General features: G+C 72.5%; 14 protein-coding genes. 8 read left to right on the top strand and 6 right to left on the bottom strand.

Annotation, left to right across the window (positions count from 1 at the left end; all coding sequences use genetic code 11):
• Position 1: 1 nt before the first annotated feature.
• On the bottom strand, positions 2 to 655 hold the full coding sequence (gene lexA, locus AB0J40_RS19615) for a transcriptional repressor LexA (protein ID WP_364454794.1): 654 nt from the start codon (positions 653 to 655) through the stop codon (positions 2 to 4).
• A 259-nt stretch (positions 656 to 914) separates the two neighbouring features.
• On the opposite strand from lexA, the gene AB0J40_RS19610 reads away from it, so the two are divergent.
• The 3 genes from AB0J40_RS19610 to AB0J40_RS19600 all read left to right on the top strand — a co-directional run bounded on the left by AB0J40_RS19610 (position 915) and on the right by AB0J40_RS19600 (position 3,588).
• Positions 915 to 1,427 carry a lytic polysaccharide monooxygenase auxiliary activity family 9 protein gene (locus tag AB0J40_RS19610; protein WP_364454792.1) on the top strand — a complete coding sequence of 171 codons (513 nt, stop codon included), beginning with the start codon at positions 915 to 917 and terminating at the stop codon, positions 1,425 to 1,427.
• Between the two features lie 500 nt (positions 1,428 to 1,927).
• On the top strand, positions 1,928 to 2,602 hold the full coding sequence (locus AB0J40_RS19605; protein ID WP_364454789.1) for a HEAT repeat domain-containing protein: 675 nt from the start codon (positions 1,928 to 1,930) through the stop codon (positions 2,600 to 2,602).
• Positions 2,596 to 3,588, top strand: coding sequence for a HEAT repeat domain-containing protein (locus AB0J40_RS19600; protein WP_364454787.1), 993 nt, complete (start codon positions 2,596 to 2,598; stop codon positions 3,586 to 3,588). Before AB0J40_RS19605 ends, AB0J40_RS19600 begins: the two co-directional genes overlap by 7 nt.
• 97 nt (positions 3,589 to 3,685) lie before the next feature.
• On the opposite strand, the gene AB0J40_RS19595 is transcribed toward AB0J40_RS19600, so the two are convergent.
• From AB0J40_RS19595 to AB0J40_RS19580, 4 genes are all read right to left on the bottom strand, one after another.
• Positions 3,686 to 5,110: an amidase gene (locus AB0J40_RS19595; RefSeq protein ID WP_364454784.1), complete on the bottom strand. Its 1,425-nt coding sequence runs from the start codon at positions 5,108 to 5,110 to the stop codon at positions 3,686 to 3,688.
• A complete protein-coding gene (locus AB0J40_RS19590) occupies positions 5,107 to 5,403 on the bottom strand; it encodes a hypothetical protein (protein ID WP_364454782.1) in 297 nt (98 codons plus the stop codon). Before AB0J40_RS19590 ends, AB0J40_RS19595 begins: the two co-directional genes overlap by 4 nt.
• Positions 5,400 to 5,777, bottom strand: a complete 378-nt coding sequence (locus AB0J40_RS19585; protein WP_364454779.1) for a hypothetical protein — start codon at positions 5,775 to 5,777, stop codon at positions 5,400 to 5,402. The genes AB0J40_RS19590 and AB0J40_RS19585 overlap by 4 nt, the downstream gene beginning before the upstream one ends.
• A 66-nt stretch (positions 5,778 to 5,843) precedes the next feature.
• Positions 5,844 to 9,026, bottom strand: a complete 3,183-nt coding sequence (locus AB0J40_RS19580; protein WP_364454778.1) for an AAA family ATPase — start codon at positions 9,024 to 9,026, stop codon at positions 5,844 to 5,846.
• A 262-nt stretch (positions 9,027 to 9,288) separates the two neighbouring features.
• Between AB0J40_RS19580 and AB0J40_RS19575 the strand changes: the two genes are divergently transcribed.
• On the top strand, positions 9,289 to 10,068 hold the full coding sequence (locus AB0J40_RS19575; RefSeq protein WP_364454776.1) for a thioesterase domain-containing protein: 780 nt from the start codon (positions 9,289 to 9,291) through the stop codon (positions 10,066 to 10,068).
• A 31-nt stretch (positions 10,069 to 10,099) separates the two neighbouring features.
• Here the strand turns inward: AB0J40_RS19575 and AB0J40_RS19570 are convergent, their stop codons facing one another.
• Positions 10,100 to 11,893, bottom strand: a complete 1,794-nt coding sequence (locus AB0J40_RS19570) for a helix-turn-helix domain-containing protein (RefSeq protein WP_364454774.1) — start codon at positions 11,891 to 11,893, stop codon at positions 10,100 to 10,102.
• 187 nt (positions 11,894 to 12,080) lie between these two features.
• On the opposite strand from AB0J40_RS19570, the gene AB0J40_RS19565 reads away from it, so the two are divergent.
• From AB0J40_RS19565 to mimD, 4 genes are all read left to right on the top strand, one after another.
• Positions 12,081 to 13,718, top strand: coding sequence for a methane monooxygenase (locus tag AB0J40_RS19565; protein WP_364454771.1), 1,638 nt, complete (start codon positions 12,081 to 12,083; stop codon positions 13,716 to 13,718).
• A 67-nt stretch (positions 13,719 to 13,785) separates the two neighbouring features.
• Complete coding sequence (locus AB0J40_RS19560) at positions 13,786 to 14,835, top strand: FAD-binding oxidoreductase (protein ID WP_364454769.1); 1,050 nt, start codon at positions 13,786 to 13,788, stop codon at positions 14,833 to 14,835.
• Between the two features lie 13 nt (positions 14,836 to 14,848).
• Positions 14,849 to 15,952 (top strand): aromatic/alkene monooxygenase hydroxylase subunit beta, encoded by a 1,104-nt coding sequence (locus AB0J40_RS19555; protein WP_364454766.1) that lies wholly within the window; start codon positions 14,849 to 14,851, stop codon positions 15,950 to 15,952.
• Positions 15,949 to 16,299, top strand: a complete 351-nt coding sequence (mimD, locus tag AB0J40_RS19550; protein ID WP_229902428.1) for a propane 2-monooxygenase effector subunit MimD — start codon at positions 15,949 to 15,951, stop codon at positions 16,297 to 16,299. The genes AB0J40_RS19555 and mimD overlap by 4 nt, the downstream gene beginning before the upstream one ends.
• The last annotated feature ends 100 nt before the right edge of the window (positions 16,300 to 16,399 follow it).

Raw genomic sequence — 16,399 nt, 5'->3', positions numbered from 1 at the left:
GTCAGACGCTGCGCAGCACCGAGACGACCACGCCCAGGATCGCCGCCCGGTCGCCGTCGATGACGGCGTAGGCCGGGTTGCGGGGCTCGAGGTAGACGTGACCGTCGCGGCGGCGGTACACCTTGACCGTCGCCTCCTCGTCGATCATCGCCGCGACGATCTGGCCGGAGTGGGCCTCGGTCTGCTGCTTGACCACGACGATGTCGCCGTCGCAGATGGCCGCGTCGATCATCGAGTCGCCGCGCACGCGCAGACCGAAGACGGTGCCGCGCCCGGTGAGGTCGCGCGGCAGCTTGAGGACGTCGTCGACGTGCTCCACCGCCGAGATCGGCGTGCCGGCGGCGATGTCGCCGACGACGGGCACGGGCACGGAGTCGGCGTCCGCCGCGGGTGCGCTGCCGTGCAGGAACGCGCGCACGTCCATCGGGCGCGACACCGTGGCGCCGCGGCGCAGGAAACCCTTGTCCTCCAGGCTCGCCAGGTGCTTCGACACCGACGACGTCGACTGCAGGCCGACGGCCTCGCCGATCTCGCGGGTGCTGGGGGAGTAGCCGTGGCGGACCACCCAGTCCCGGATCACGACCAGGATCTTCTGCTGCCGCTCCGGCAGGGCCGAGGCGTCGAGGTGCTCGAACGTGTCGTCGTAGGTGGTCACCGGCGAATCCTAGAGGCAGGCGTGGCGCGCGGTGCGGCAAGGTCGCTCCGGCGGGTCCCGCTGACCGGAACATCGGGTGACAGTTGGCGTCTTACCAACAGAAACCGCGACTTTGCCAGCTGTTGACCCGATGTCCGATTCGCCGTATGGTCTAGACCACAATTTTCCTTCGCTCGAACCCCCTTCCCGGCCGTGGTGGGCCAACCCCGCCGCGACTTCGTCGTGCCCGGGAAGCGAGCCTGTCCCCGAAGGAGCTGGTATGAACCGCAAACTGGTCGCGGCCGCGGCGGGCGCACTCCTGGCCCCGGTCCTGGTGGTGGTGAGCCCCGCCGGCATCGCGAGCGCGCACGGCTACGTCAACTCCCCGGCGAGCCGCCAGGCCCAGTGCGCGCAGGGCACGGTGTCCTGCGGCAACATCAAGTACGAGCCCCAGAGCGTCGAAGGCCCGAAGGGGCTGAAGTCCTGCAACGGCGGCAATTCCCAGTTCGCCGAGCTGAACGACAACGGCAAGGGCTGGAAGGCCTCGCCGGTCGGCCGCACGGCGACGTTCACGTGGACCTTCACCGCCCGCCACCGCACGTCGAACTACGAGTACTGGATCGGCAACGACAAGGTCGCCGACATCAGCGGCAACAACCAGCAGCCGCCGGCGAGCGTGTCGCACCAGGTGAACCTGGGCAACCACACGGGCCGCCAGACGGTGCTGGCGGTGTGGAACATCGCGGACACGACGAACGCGTTCTACAGCTGCATCGACCTGCAGGTGAGCTGAGGGTCTCCGGTCACCCGGGAGCGCGCGGCTCCCGGGTGACCGGTTCCGCGCTGGCGTGGGCGCGTGGACCTGTCCGTGCCCGGAGCCGAACTGAGCGCTCGCGCGCGCCGGTTCGTGGCCCGGCACGGGGTCCGGCTCGACGTGGGCTCGCTGGAGCCGTACCGGGCCCCCTGGCTGCGCGCCGGGATCCCGGCCGCGCAGATCGACCGCGCGGTGGCGTTCCACGATCGCTGGGGCGGGATCTCCCTCCCGCCGGCGCCCTACGGCTTCGTCATCGGACCGGCCGGCGAGTTCGGCTTGGACGGTGACCACTGGCCCCCCTGCACGCGACGATCGAGGGCTGGGTGGAGTCGCTGGCCCTCGCCGGCCACGCGTCGGCGTGGGCGACCCGCACGACCCGCACGACCCGCCTGACCGACGTTCACCTGAACGGTTTCGGCTGAGGCGCCTGCCCGCGCTTGACCTTGACACTGTGACAAGGTCTTCACTGGCGGCAGGAGGTGATCCCCATCAACCGGAACCCAGACCCACGCCTGCTCGCCGCGCTGGCGGCAGGCAACTCCTCGACGCGCCTGGAGGCGGCGCTCGCCGCCGGCACGCACGCCGACCCCGGCCTGGCCGACGCCCTCGTCGCCCGGTGCGCGGTCGAGCCGGACTTCTTCGTGCGCGACATGCTCACCTGGGCGCTGACCCGGCTGCCCGCCGAAAGCACCGTCCCCCGGCTGCTGGCCGAGCTCCGTTCGGGGCGCGCGCAGGCCAGGAGCCAGGCGCTGCACACGCTGTCGAAGATCGGCGACCGCACCGCGTGGCCGGCGATCACGCCGGCGCTGCTCGCCGACGCCGACGACGACGTCAAGCGCAGCGCGTGGCGGGCCGCCGTCGTCCTCGTGCCGGACCAAGACCGCGAAGAGCTGGCACAACGGCTCACCGCCCAGCTCGGCCGCGGCGACCGGGACACGCGGCTGAGCCTCAGCCGGGCCCTCGTCGCGCTCGGGGACGTGATCGAGCCGGTCCTGCGGGCGGCACTGGCCGCCGCCGACCCCGTGGTGCGCGCCCACGCCCGGGCCACGGAACGGCTCCTGCACGACCCGGACGCCGGCTTCGACCTGGCCGTCGACGAGGCGAAGCGGGTCGTCGCGCTCGGCCCGGAGCGCGCCGGGGGAGCGGCGTGCTGATCGGTGAGGTGGCGCGCCGGTCCGGGGTGAGCACGCGGATGCTGCGGCACTACGACTCCCTCGGGCTGGTGCGGCCGACCGGCCGCACCGTCGGCGGCTACCGCGAATACTCCGAAGCGGACATCCGCCGGATCTTCCACGTGGAAGGCCTGCGCTCCCTCGGGCTGTCGCTGCGGCAGATCGGCGACGCGCTGGCGGACCCGGACTTCCCGCCCGCCGTGCTGGTCGGCGACCTCATCCGGCGGACGGAGGACCGGCTCAAGCGGGAACAGGAGCTGCTCGAGCGGCTCCGGGCGATCGATTCCTCGGCACCCGGCGGCTGGCAGGACGTCCTGCGCGTCGTCGAACTGCTGCACGGGCTCGACTCGCCCCACGCCGCGCGCCGGCAGCAGGCCGTCCTCGCCCCGGCCGAGGACGGCCCGGTGCCCGCCGACGTGCTGGCCAAGGCGGTCCTCGCCGAGTCCGACGCGAACGTCGCCGGCGCGCTCCGGTGGGCGCTCGCGCGGGCCGGCGGCGACGCCGTGGCGAGCCTGGCCGCCGGCCTGCGCTCGCCGGACGCCGGCATCCGGCGGCGCGCGATCCGGGCGATCGCCGAGCTGCCCGGGGACGAAGCCGCGTCGGCGCTGGTCGGCGCGCTCGGCGACCCGGACCCGGCGGTGCGCCGTCCGGCCGCGCTGGCGGCGGGCAACCGCGGCGAGAGCGCGGCCGTCCCGATCCTCGCCGGCATGGTCGTCGAAGGGACGAACGACGTCGAGGCCGCCGAAGTCCTGAGTTCCCTCGCCACCGACCACGGCTGCGCGGACCAGGTCATGAGCGCGTTCGCCACCGAGCTGGCGAACACCGCGGACCCGGCGGTGCGGATCCGCCTGACCCAGGCACTGGCCGAGCTGCCGCCACCCCTCGCGCACGACACCCTGCGGCAGCTGACCCGCGACGAGGACCCGGCCGTGGCCCGCGTCGCGGCCGCCCTCGTGGCCGGCCGCTGACTTGGCGAGGTCGCTTGCCGGACGGAGACAGGCGAATCGCGCTTGATACACCCGGTGACGGATTGCCCGGGGAGTCCCTTCTTGTGCCACTGGCCGGTCAAAGGGACGCGAGTTCCGGTGCGACGACCGGCCAGGGCTTGGCCGTTTCGAGCTGGCCGGCCAGCCGGAACAGCGTCGCCTCGTCGCCGAAACGACCGAGGAAGTGGACGCCGATCGGCAGCCCCTCTTCGGTGCGCCACAACGGGATCGACATCGCCGGGTTGCCCGTGATGTTCGCGACCACCGCCGGGTACGCCACCGTCGGTGCGCCGCGTTCGAGGGCGCGCAACGGTTCCTCGCGCGTGGACGTGATCTCGCCGATGCGGGCCGGCGGCGCCGACATCGTCGGGGTCAGCCACGCGTCGAAGTCGCCCAGGAACCGCGCCACCACCCGGGAAAACGCCTGCAGGTCCTCGGTCGCCAGCAGGTACTGCGCCGCGCTGACGCGCCGGCCCGCCGCCCAGTACGCCTCGGTCAGCGGTTCCAGCTCGCCGGGTTCGGGACGGCGGCCGAGCCGGCGGATCCAGTATTCGACGATCCACGCCGTCGCCGCGTTGAACGCCGTGCCGATGGCGTCGCCCACCGCCGGCGTGAGGCCGGGCAGGTCGGCTTCGACCAGTTCGTGACCCAGTTCCGTGCAAAGTTCGACGGCGTCGTCCAGGGCGGCGACGCAGTCCGGGTGGCCGAGCGAGCCGTCCGGCAGCCGGGGGCTGAACGCGATCCGCAGCCGGCCCGGATCGGTGCCGGCTTCGGCGGCGTACGGCCGGGCGGGCGGCGGCGCCGGGTAGGGGTCTCCGGGCGCGGGGCCCGCGATGGCGTCGAGCAGCGCCGCGCTGTCGCGGACCGAGCGGGTGAGTGCGTGCTCGACCGCCCAGCCGCCGAGCACATCGCCGTACTCCGGGCCGAGCGGTATCCGGGCGCGCGTCGGCTTGAGGCCGAAGAGCCCGCACGCGGACGCCGGGAAGCGCAGCGAGCCGCCGAGGTCGTTGCCGTGGGCCATCGGCACCAGGCCGGCCGCCACCGCGGCCGCCGACCCGCCGCTGGAGCCGCTCGTCGACCGGTCCGGGGCCCACGGGTTGCGCGTCGGGCCGTGCAGCACCGGTTCGCACGCGGGCACCATGCCGAACTCCGGGGTGTTGGTCTTGCCGAGCAGGACCAGCCCGGCCCGGCGCAGCCGCCGGACCAGTTCGGACTCGAACCGGGAAACGTTGTCCCGCAGGAAAACCGAGCCCTCGGTGAACCGCACGCCGGGAACTTCGGCGACGAGGTCCTTGAGCAGGAAGGGCACCCCGGCGAACGGGCCGGTCGCGGTCCGCGCGGCTTCCCGCGCGGTGCCGAACATCGGCGTGACGACCGCGTTGAGCACCGGGTCGAGGCGCTCGATCCGCTCGATCGCGGCTTCCACCAGGTCCGTCGCGGTGAGCTCACCGCGACGGACCAGTGCGGCCTGCGCCGTCGCGTCCATAGTGGACAGATCGGTCACGGTGCCACCGTCCGGGTGCCGCGCACGGCGTGGACTTCGCCGAGCGGTTCGATCCTGGCCCGGGGCAGGCCGGCGCCGGCGATCGCGGCCGCGAAGCCGGGGTCGCCGCTGAAGGCCGTGAACGTGGCTTCGTCCGGGCAGCTGTCGAAGACGGTGATCCCGCCGTCGCGCACCACGCACGTGTGCAGCAGGATCCGGTCGGGCGGGAACGCGGCGAAGAGCTTGTCGTAGGCGGGCAGCAGGTCTTCCGCCGCGCCGTCGAAGTGGTAGGCAGCCAGGTACACGACGTTCACCGCGCCTTCGCGGCGGCCAGGTTGCGGCCGACGACGTCCATGGTCGCGGTCAGGGCGGCGGTCGGGCTGAACTCGACCACCTCGGTGCCGGCGAACAGCAGCGGCAGGTGGCCGGGCGCGCCGTAGTAGGTGTCGCCGGCCTGGTAGACCTCGTCGTGGCCGGCGTAGCGGAACACGACCTTGCCGCGGACGACCGTGCCCCAGTGCGGGCACTGGCACCGGTCCTCCGGCAGGCCCTGGAACAGCGGCGCCGGGTCCAGGTCGGCCTTGTGGGTTTCGTAGCCGACGGTGTACCCGCCGAGTTCGGCGTAACGGCCTTCGATCGCGGGCTCGTCGACCGACAGCGTGGCTTCGGCTTTCGTGGTGCGGGGCATGGCGTCTCCTCACGGACGGAAGTGGTCTCACCCCGAAGGCGTGAGATCCGGCCGCACGATGTGCGGTCAGGTCCGCCAGGTGTGCGGTGTCTCCGGTTCGTAGGCGCAGAGGCTGCCGGTGCGGACGGCGGCGCGCAGGTGCCGGCCCAGCTCGGGGTGCACCCGGCCGATCCGGTCGATGGTCGCGCGAACGCGGGCCGTGACGGCGGTCCGGGCCCGTTCGGCGGACGAACCGGTGCGGCGGGGACGGCCACCGAGTCCGTACGCGGTGGACAGTTGGTCGAGCAGCGCCGCCCGTTCGGCGGCGATCTCCGCCGAACGGGCGGCGTCGCCGGCCTCGTCCGCCGCGTCCGCGGCGGCTTCGAGTTCTCGCAGCCGGGTGCGGTAGGCCGCGCGCGCGGACGCGTCGACGACGTCGCCGAGGTCGCCTTGCGGCGGCGCGCCCGGTGCCGCCAGTTCGACGGCCGGGACGGCGACGCCCGGCCGGGCCAGCAGGCACGCGAGGTCGTGCAGGCCCTTCGCGTCGGCGAGCCGGACCTCGCGGCCGGCGAACCGGAGCACCCACAGGTCGCCGTCCCGGGTGAACGTGTCCCCGGCGGGCACGGTCGCCGTGCCGGACTCCGCTTCGATCGTGGCCGCGAGTGCCGTCGCGCCGATCGCCTTGGCCGCCGCGAGCGCGTGCGCGCGGTGGGTGCCGGACGGTTCGCCGAGTGCTTGGGCGAGCAGCGCGAGGTGCCGGTGCACCGGCCCGCGGACCGCGGCACCGATGCCCTCGACCACGAACCGGCCGGCGTGGGGGAGGAGCCAGTCGTAGACCGCCCGGGCGACCGGGTGCGGCCCGGTCAGCGCGACGGTTTCGGCGGCCTGGGCCAGCATGGGCAGCCATTCCGAGTCGCGGGGCGCGGTCGCCAGCCGTGGTGCGACCGCCGAGAGCCGGTCACGCGCCTCGTCGAGGCGGCCGAACTGGGCGGCGGCCAGCGCCAGGGTGACGCGCGGCCAGACGCCGGGCAGCTCCTCGAGCGACACCTCGGCGAACAGCCGGGTCAGCCCGTCGCGGTCGCCGGTGGCGGCGAGCAGGCACCACCGCTGGGTCGCGGCGAGCACCAGGGCGTTCGCGCTGCCGGACACCTCAGCCAGCTCTTCGGTGCGCGCGAGCGTGGCCCGGCAGTCGTCGTACCGGCCTTCCAGCAGCGCCCGCATGCCCCGCCACAGCGGGCCGTACCAGAGGTAGAACGGCTGGTCCAGCCCCGCGGCGACACCTTCGAAGGCCAGCGCCTCGGCGTCCGCTTCGGCCACGGCGCCGGTCTCCAGCAACGCGACCAGCCGAAGCCGCCGTCCGAGCAGCTCCAGCTTCGGGTCTCGCAAGCCGCGGGCCAGCTCGACGACCTCACCCGCCCAGGCGAGCCGGTCGGTGCAGTGCCCGGGGCCCGGCTTCGCGTCGCACAAGGCCGCCAAGGCCTGCGCGGTGGCGGCCGGATCGCCGACGCGGCGGGCGATCGCCAGCGCCTCCTCGGCCAGCGCGAGCCGCCGCTGGTCCGGTTCGAGCAGGGTGGTGGCGACCGAGAGCCGCGCGGTGACGGCCGCTCGCAGCGCCGAGTCCCCGGCGGGCAGCGCGGCCCGCGCCCGCTCGAGCAGGGCGATCTGATCGCGGTCGAGCAGCCCGACCTCGATCCCGGAGGCACCGGCGCCCAGCCCGAGCGCGGCGCGGGCGAGCAGCTCGGGCCGGGAGGCGGCGTGGGTCGCGGCGGCGAGGAAGTCGGTGCGCGCGCCGGTTCGGTCGCCCGCGCCGAGCCGGGCGGTGCCGGAAGCGATGAGCAGGCCGGCGAGATCCTCGTCCGCGGTGCCGGCGGCGAGTCGGGTGGTGCTGGAAGTGAGTGGGCTCGCGAGGTCCTCGTCGGTTGTGCCCCCGCCGAGCCGCGCAGTGCCGGAAGCGAGGTCCCCTTCGGCGCCAGGCTGGTCGCCGCCCGCCGGTGCCGGTTCGTCCGTGGTCGCCGGGCGGGCCGCCCCGAGCAGCTCGCGGCAGCGCTCGTACCACGCGACAGCTTCGTCGTGGGCCAGCAGCTCCGCGGCGTGGTCCCCCGCGAGCCGCGCGTACCGGGCGGCCGCCCGCGCGTGTTCCGGCCCCGCCCGCAGGAAGTGGTAGGCCACCTGGGCCGGCCCGGCGTCGCGGCCGCGTTCGGCGTAGCGCGCCAGGACCGCGGCCGCCCGGGCGTGCAGCCCGGCTCGCTCGGCCGGGGGCACCGCGTCGTACACGGCGTCACGCAGCAGCTGGTGGCGGAACGTCGCCGAGCCCGCGTCCAGCTCGCCGAGGAGCCCGGCCGCGGCCGAGTCGCCCAGGATCGCGCGGATGTCGGCGAGTCCTCTGCCGACGACTTCGGCGAGCAGGTCGAGCCGGAACCGCACGCCCAGCACCGCCGCCGCGTCCAGGGTGTCCGCGTGGCCGGTGGGCAGGGCCGCGATCCGGGCCTGGACGACCGCGCGCACGGAAGCCGGCACGGTCGTGCCGATGCCGTGGCGCACCAGCTCGGTGACGAAGAAGGCTTCGCCGCGCGTGCGGGCCACGATCGACCCGACCTCGGCGGGGGTGGCCGGGCGCCCGGTCGCCGCGGTCACGAGCTCGGCGACGTCGTCCTCGCGCAGCGGCCCGATCGGCAGGCACAGGGCCCGGCCGAGCAGGTCCGCGCGCGCTTGGACCCGGCCCCGCCAGGCGCGGTCGTCGTCGCGGGCGGTCGCCACGACGGCGACCCGGGCCGTCCGGACCGTCGCCGCGGTCTCGGCCAGCAGCCGCAGCGACGAGGCATCGGCTTCGTGGACGTCGTCCAGGACCACGAGCAGCGGGGTTTCCGCGGCACCGGCCCGCAGCACGGCGGCGACGTCCCGCCCCAGCCGTCTCCTGGCCTCTTCGGGGTCGGTCGCGCTGTCGTCGGCCGCCCGGCCGGTCACCACGGCCCGCAGTTCCGGCGAGCCCCGCGCGACCCGGCCGCCGCGGACGTCGGCTCCGACGAGGTCGCGCAGCACCTGGGCCCACGGCCCGAGCGCGGCCGCGTCGCCGCCCGGCGGGCACCACGCCCACACGGTGCGGAAGCCGGCCGCGGCCGCGGCGATCTCCGCGGCGAGCCGCGTCTTGCCGGCCCCACCGGCCCCGGTCAGCAGCACGAGGCCGCCACGTCCGGCCCGCGCGCCCGCCACCACGGCGCCGGCTTCGGCCAGCACCGCCTCCCGGCCGACGAACGGCAGCGGCCCGGTCATCGGCTCAGCGCGCTTCGTCGTCTGGTCCGTGGTCCATCCGGCCTCCTCGTGCCACCTGTCGCCGATGTAGTTACGTCGCCGAGAACGGCCGGCACGTTTCCGGCAACGCGACCGAACCGTTACGCGCGTCGCTCCGGCGGAGTCGTATCTTTTCGGGAAGACGATGATCGACATCGGTCGACATCCGAAAACCGTGCCTCGATTGCCGATTTCCTTTCCGGAAACCGGGAAAGTGCCGACGCCGTGCACCGAAGGATTCGTCATGTCCGCTGCCATCAGGTCGTTGTCCCCGGGGAACCGGCGTGGCACGGACGAGTGCCGGTATCTGCTTCTCCCGCCGGCCGGTGGCACTGTCGGCACGCTGCGGCACGTCGCCGGGGCCGCGGGCGGCGCCGAGGTGTGGGACGCCGAGTACCCGGGCCGGGGCGAGCGGCTGCACGTTGCGCCGGCCGCGTCGCTCGAGCAGCTGGCCGAGCACCTCACCGGCGAGCTGCTCGTCCGGGACCCCGCGTGGGTCCGGCGGACCGTCGTGGCCGGGTTCGGCATGGGGGCGTTCGTCGCGGTGGAGCTGGCCCAGCGGCTGCGCACCCGCTGCGGCCCGCTGCCCGCGGCCGTGGTCGCCGTCGGGACGCCGGCGCCGCAGCGGCGGGTCCGCGGACGCTACCGGCGGCTCGGCGAGGACAGCCTGCTCGAGGTGCTGGGCGGCGAAGGGTTCGTTCCCGACCGGGGAAACCGCGCGTCCTTCGAGGTCTGGGCGTACGCGGTGGACCTGCTGCGGCGCGACGTCGCCCTCACCGCCGCGTACCGGGGCCCGGCCGGGACGCCGGTGCGGTGCCCGCTGGCCGCCCTGTGCGGCGAGGACGATCCCGTCGCCACCGAGGACGCGACCGGGGCGTGGTGCGACTGGACGACCGCGGCCTTCCTCGCCGCCACGGTCCCCGGCCGCCACCTGGGGCTGCTGGCCCCGGGCCGGGGTGCGGAGTTCTGGCGGTGGATGCGCCGGGTCGAACACGACGTCGTCGCGGCGGGCGGACGGCGCTGACGCCCGAGAACAGACCCGGCACCAAGCCACCCTAGGTGTGCTCGGCGACGATCCCGAACGCGCGGATCTTGCGGTAGATCGTGGCGCGCGACATGCCGAGCTCGGCCGCCGCGCGTTCCTTGTTGCCGCGGTTGGCGGCCAGGCTGTGCACGATCGCGTCGCGTTCGATCGCCTCGAGCTTGGTCAGCTGGCGGCGGGTGAAGGTGCGGCACTCGGCGGGCAGGTCCGGGATCTCGATCGTGCCGCTGCGTCGACGCCGCGCCGCTTCGGCGACGACCTGGTCGAGCCGGCGGACGTTGCCGGCCCAGGGCAGCCGCATGAGCTGGCGCAGGCAGGCGTCCGACATCGTGAGGGGCCGGCTGGTCGCGTGGCGGGCGAGCAGGTGGGGGACCAGGTGCGGCAGGTCGTCCAGCCGGTGGCGCAGCGGCGGCACCTCGACGGTGTGCGCGAAGAACGGCATGAGGCAACCCTGGACGTCCGAGCCCGCGGGCTCCTCGCCGAGGGTGATGACGACCCAGGCCGGGGTGCGCTCCGGGGGAGCACCCTGCCAGCTGGTCAGCAGGCTCGTGAGCCGCTGCAGGGCGTCGCCGGTGAGGGCGTCGGCACGCCGGATGACGACCACCGGCGGTTCGCCGCGGGCGACGTCGTCGGCCAGGTCCTCGGCCCACTCCTCGTGGTCGCCGGCGACGGCTTGGCAGTCGACCACCAGCGCGCGGCGGCCGTGCCGGAGCGCCACGGCCTGCGCGATGGCGGCCTTGCCGACGCCGCTCTCGCCGCTCAGCGCCAGCCAGTTCCGCTCGGCGAAGCTGGTGTCCGCGGTGGCGCACGCCTGCCGCCACTGCGGGTTGTTGCCGGCGACGCCGGGTAGCTGCACCTCGCTGCGGCGGGCCCCGCGCCGGGTGTGGGCCTGGTTCTTCACGCGGAACACGCCACCCGCGAGGGTCGATCCGCTGTAGACGGGCCGGTACTCCAACCGGGCGACCACTCCCGACGGGAGGTCGGCGACCACGGTCACCGGCTTCGTCGAGCCGACCAGGTCGGCGGTGTGGGTGATCAGGGCGGCCCGGTCGGTCACGTCGTAGAGCTCCTCGGCGTGGCTGTTGACCATGACGACGTCCTGGTTCACGGCCAGGATCGCCCCGGAGCCGCGCTGGCAGGACGCGAGGTACTCGCGGAAGAGACTCAGCTCCCGGGCGCCGGTGCTCGCCAGCATCGCCTCCTCGATGCGCTTCGCCGTCGTGCGGGCCAGCGTCAGGAGCAGGGGACCGGAGGTTTCCGCCCACGACGTGAGATCGAGTACGCCGACCAGGTGACCCCGGATCGGGTGAATGATCGGGGCGCCGGCGCATTCGAACTCGGTGAGGCGGCCGTTGAAGTGCTCGAAGCCCGAGACGAGCACGGACTTCTGGCACTCGAGGGCGGTCCCGATGCCGTTGGTGCCGACCGACTCCTCCGCATAGCTGTACCCGGGGGCGAGTGAGATGGTGTCCAAACCGGACGTCAGGGCGCGATCCGTGCTCAGCCGGCTGACGACGAGCCCGTCCGCGTCCGTCAGCAGGATCGCCACGGGGTGGTTGGCCATCTCCTCCGACAGGTTCGCCAATACGGGTGTCGCGCTGTGGACCAGGAGGCTCTCTTCGTCGCGGTCGGTGACGAACACCGGGTCGGGTGCCTCGCTGTCGACCCGGTTGGCGAGCGCGCGGCGCCACGACGCGCTGATGACGTCGCGGACGCCGGGTACCTCGGGCAGGGGAGCGGAAGACAGGAACATCTCACGCAGGCGGCGCATCGGCTGCGCTCCCGGCCGGTCTCCTCGCGTCGTCACCAGCGTCTCCTTTGACGGTCGGTGCCTTCGGACAGTGTGGTGGCCCTGCCCGTTCCGGACATCGTCGCCCACAACCGCGTCCCGCTCCATCTCACATTGAGACAGAACCCGGGTGCGATCGGCAACACACTCTCCTCCGTCAGACGACCGGCCGGGCTGAGAGACCCCGGTTTCGAGGAGGCCGATTTTGAGCAGGCAGAGTCTCACCAAAGCGCACAACAAGATCACGGAACTGTCGTGGGAGCCGACGTTCGCCACGCCGGCGACCCGGTTCGGGACGGACTACACGTTCGAGAAGGCGCCCAAAAAGGACCCGCTGAAGCAGATCATGCGCTCCTACTTCCCGATGGAGGAGGAGAAGGACAACCGGGTCTTCGGCGCCATGGACGGCGCGATCCGCGGCAACATGTTCCGGCAGGTGCAGCAGCGCTGGCTCGAATGGCAGAAGCTGTTCCTCTCGATCATCCCGTTCCCGGAGATCTCGGCCGCCCGCGCGATGCCGATGGCGATCGACGCGGTGCCGAACCCCGAGATCCACAACGGACTCGCGGTGCAGATGATCGACGAGGTCCGCCACTCGACGATCCAGATGAACCTCAAGAAGCTGTACATGAACAACTACATCGACCCGGCGGGCTTCGACATCACGGAGAAGGCGTTCGCGAACAACTACGCGGGCACGATCGGCCGGCAGTTCGGCGAGGGGTTCATCACCGGTGACGCGATCACCGCGGCGAACATCTACCTGACGGTGGTCGCGGAAACCGCGTTCACGAACACGCTGTTCGTCGCCATGCCCGACGAGGCGGCCGCCAACGGCGACTACCTGCTGCCGACGGTGTTCCACTCGGTGCAGTCCGACGAGTCGCGCCACATCAGCAACGGCTACTCGATCCTGCTGATGGCGCTGGCCGACGAGCGCAACCGGCCGCTGCTCGAACGCGACCTGCGGTACGCGTGGTGGAACAACCACTGCGTGGTGGACGCGGCGATCGGGACGTTCATCGAGTACGGCACCAAGGACCGCCGCAAGGACCGCGAGTCCTACGCGGAGATGTGGCGCCGCTGGATCTACGACGACTACTACCGCAGCTACCTGCTGCCGCTGGAGAAGTACGGCCTCGTGATCCCGCACGACCTGGTCGAGGAGGCGTGGAACCGGATCACCAACAAGTTCTACGTCCACCGCGTCGCGCAGTTCTTCGCCACCGGGTGGCCGGTGAACTACTGGCGGATCGACGGCATGACCGACGCCGACTTCGAGTGGTTCGAGCACAAGTACCCGGGCTGGTACGACCAGTTCGGCAAGTGGTGGGAGGCCTACAACCGGCTGAGCCGCCCGGGCCGCAACAAGCCGATCGCGTTCGAGGACGTCGGCTACGAGTACCCGCACCGCTGCTGGACCTGCATGGTGCCGTGCCTGGTCCGCGAGGACCTGGTGGTCGACAAGGTCGACGACCAGTGGCGGACCTACTGCTCGGAGACCTGCGCCTGGACCGACAAGGTCGCGTTCCGGCCGGAGTACGAGGGCCGGGCCACGCCGAACATGGGCCGGCTCACCGGGCAGCGCGAGTGGGAAACGCTGCACCACGACCGCGATCTGGCCGACATCGTGAAGGACCTCGGGTACGTCCGCGACGACGGCAGGACGCTGATCCCGCAGCCGCACCTGGACCTCGACGACCCCAAGAAGCTGTGGACGCTCGACGACCTGCGCGGGATCCGGTTCGCCAGCCCGAACGTGACCCTCAACGTGATGTCGGACGCCGAGCGCGAGCAGTGGGCCGCGGCCTACCGCGCCAACCCGAACGTCACGGTCGCCTGATGGCCGGCGGCCGGCGGGCGCCTGCCTCCGGCGCGCCCGCCGGCCGCCTCCGAGAATCGAGAGAACGATGGCCGACAAGCACCGCATCTCCTTCGAACCGGTCGACATCGAAATGGAGGTCGGCGAGGACGAGAAGATCCTCGACGCCGCCTTCCGCCAGGGCATCCACCTCATGCACGGGTGCCGCGAGGGCCAGTGCTCGGCGTGCAAGTCCTACGTCCTCGACGGCGAAATCCAGATGGAGCGCTACTCGACGTTCGCCTGCAACGACGCCGAGGTCGAGGAAGGCTACGTGCTGCTCTGCCGCGCGCACGCCTTCAGCGACTGCACCATCGAGCTGCTGAACTTCGACGAGGAGGAGCTGCTCAACTCCGCCCCGCTGCAGGACGTCCGGACCGAGGTCGTCGAGATCGTCGAGCACACGCACGACATCGTCGGTCTCAAGCTCAAGCCGGTCGAACCCGCGGCGCTGGAGTTCAAGCCGGGGCAGTACGCCGAGCTGACCATCCCGGGCACCGGGGAAAAGCGGTCCTTCTCGATGGCGACCACACCGTCCACAACGGACCATGTCGAGTTCGTCATCAAGAAGTACCCGGGCGGGAAGTTCTCGTCGCTGCTCGACAGCGGCATCGAGGTCGGTCACCCGATCGACCTGCGCGGCCCGTACGGCAACTTCACCCTCAAGAAGGGGCACGTGCTGCCGCTGGTGCTGCTGGCGGGCGGGGCGGGCATGGCCCCCGTGCTCGCCCTGCTGCGGCACCTGAGCGAAACCGGCGACACCCGCCGGATCCGCTTCTACTACGGCGCCCGCACCCCGGCGGACCTCTTCTACCTCGACGAGATCCGCGCGCTGGGCGAGCGGCTGGCGGACTTCGAGTTCGTCGTCGCCCTTTCGGAATCCGGCGACGGCGCCGGCGAGCTGGGTGTGCGCGCCGAACGGGGGATGGTCACCGACGTCGCCGAGGCCGGGGAACCGGAACTGCACCGGAGCGAGGTCTACCTGTGCGGCCCACCGCCGATGGTCGACGCCGCACTGGCGTTGGCCGCACGCCAGGGCGTTCCGGACGACCAGGTGTTCTACGACAAGTTCACGACCTCGGTCAACGACGATGAGTGAGAGGACACAACAGATGGCAACACCCGCGCCGAAGGTGCGCAGCTTCCCGAAGGTGGAGTTCACCGACTCCGAAGCCGGCGCACTGGAGTTCCCGAGCTCCAAGAGCCGGGCGTACTCGTACTTCAAGCCGGCCAAGCTGCGGGCGACGGTGTACGAGGACGTGACCGTCGACGTGCAGCCCGACCCCGACCGGCACCTCTCCCAGGGCTGGATCTACGGCTTCGGCGACGGGCCCGGCGGTTACCCGAAGGAGTGGACCCAGGCCAAGTCGTCGAACTGGCACGCCTTCCTCGACCCGAACGAGGAGTGGGAGCAGACCCTCTACCGGAACAACTCCGCGGTGGTCCGGCAGGTCGCGCTCGGGCTGGAGAACGCCAAGCGCGCCAACGCCTACGACGGCTGGAACCCCGCCTGGCAGAAGTTCATCGCCCGCAACCTCGGCGCCTGGATGCACGCGGAGAACGGGATGGCGCTGCACGTGTTCACCTCGATCCAGCGGTCGGGTCCGACGAACATGATCAACACCGCGGTCGCGGTGAACGCCGCCCACAAGATGCGCTTCGCCCAGGACCTCGCGCTGTTCAACCTCGACCTGGCCGAGTCGCTCGACACCTTCGACGGCGGCGTCCACAAGGAGGTCTGGCAGTCGGCCGAGGAGTGGCAGCCCACCCGGCGCGTCGTCGAGGAGCTGACCGCCGTCGGTGACTGGGCCGAGCTGCTCTTCGCCACCAACGTCGTGTTCGAGCAGCTCGTCGGCCAGCTCTTCCGCTCGGAGCTGGTGATGCAGATCTCCGCCAAGAACGGCGACTACATCACCCCGACCCTCGTCGGCACGGGCGAGCACGACTACAGCCGCGACCTCGCCTACACCCGCGCGCTGTTCCGCCTGCTCACCCGCGACGAGCAGTTCGCCGACGGCAACAAGGAGCTGTTCGGCCGGTGGCTCTCGACCTGGGTGCCGCGGTGCCTGGACGCCGCGCACGCGCTGCAGCCGATCTGGTCGCAGCCCGCCGAGAAGACGCGGACCTTCGCCGACTCGCTCGCCGCGACCAAGGAGAAGTTCGCCCAGCTGCTCGAGGAGATCGGGCTCGACGTTCCGAAGGAGTTGGACCAGTGAGCAGTCCCCTGCAGTTCGGTTCCCAGGCGGGGTCGTCGAACATGTGCGGCGTCACCCTGATGAACACGCCGATCGGCCGCGTCGTCGCGGACGTGATGGGCGCCAAGGACGGCGTCGAGCTCGTCGAGTACCCGTCGATGATCCGGGTCGACGGCACGAAGCTGCTCGAATTCGACTACGCCGAACTGACCGACGCCCTCGGCCAGCCGTTCGACGGCTCGATCTTCGAGGAGATCAGCTCGACCCACTACGGGCGCATGGTGCACCTGGACGACCGCACTCTGCTGTTCGCCAACCCCGAGGACGCCGCCGAGTACATCGGCTTCGACCTCTCGGCGCACGGCTGACGCGGACCGCCCGCCGCACCGGTGGTGGGGGGGGGGCCCGGGGGGGGGCCGCCCCCCCCCCCCCCCCCCCCCCACACACAACCAAAGGGGGCGGGGTACG

Source organism: Amycolatopsis sp. NPDC049691 (assembly GCF_040675005.1).
Lineage (GTDB): Bacteria > Actinomycetota > Actinomycetes > Mycobacteriales > Pseudonocardiaceae > Amycolatopsis.
The sequence above is the reverse complement of the archived record's forward strand: the minus strand, read 5'-3'. Positions and strand labels throughout refer to the sequence as shown.

Excerpts from the sequence above, each read along its gene's own strand:
- AB0J40_RS19585 (WP_364454779.1), bottom strand. The coding sequence starts at position 5,777 with ATGCCCCGCACCACGAAAGCCGAAGCCACGCTGTCGGTCGACGAGCCC.
- AB0J40_RS19555 (WP_364454766.1), top strand. The coding sequence starts at position 14,849 with ATGGCAACACCCGCGCCGAAGGTGCGCAGCTTCCCGAAGGTGGAGTTC.
- AB0J40_RS19560 (WP_364454769.1), top strand. The coding sequence starts at position 13,786 with ATGGCCGACAAGCACCGCATCTCCTTCGAACCGGTCGACATCGAAATG.
- AB0J40_RS19580 (WP_364454778.1), bottom strand. The coding sequence starts at position 9,026 with ATGACCGGGCCGCTGCCGTTCGTCGGCCGGGAGGCGGTGCTGGCCGAA.
- AB0J40_RS19575 (WP_364454776.1), top strand. The coding sequence starts at position 9,289 with ATGTCCGCTGCCATCAGGTCGTTGTCCCCGGGGAACCGGCGTGGCACG.
- AB0J40_RS19610 (WP_364454792.1), top strand. The coding sequence starts at position 915 with ATGAACCGCAAACTGGTCGCGGCCGCGGCGGGCGCACTCCTGGCCCCG.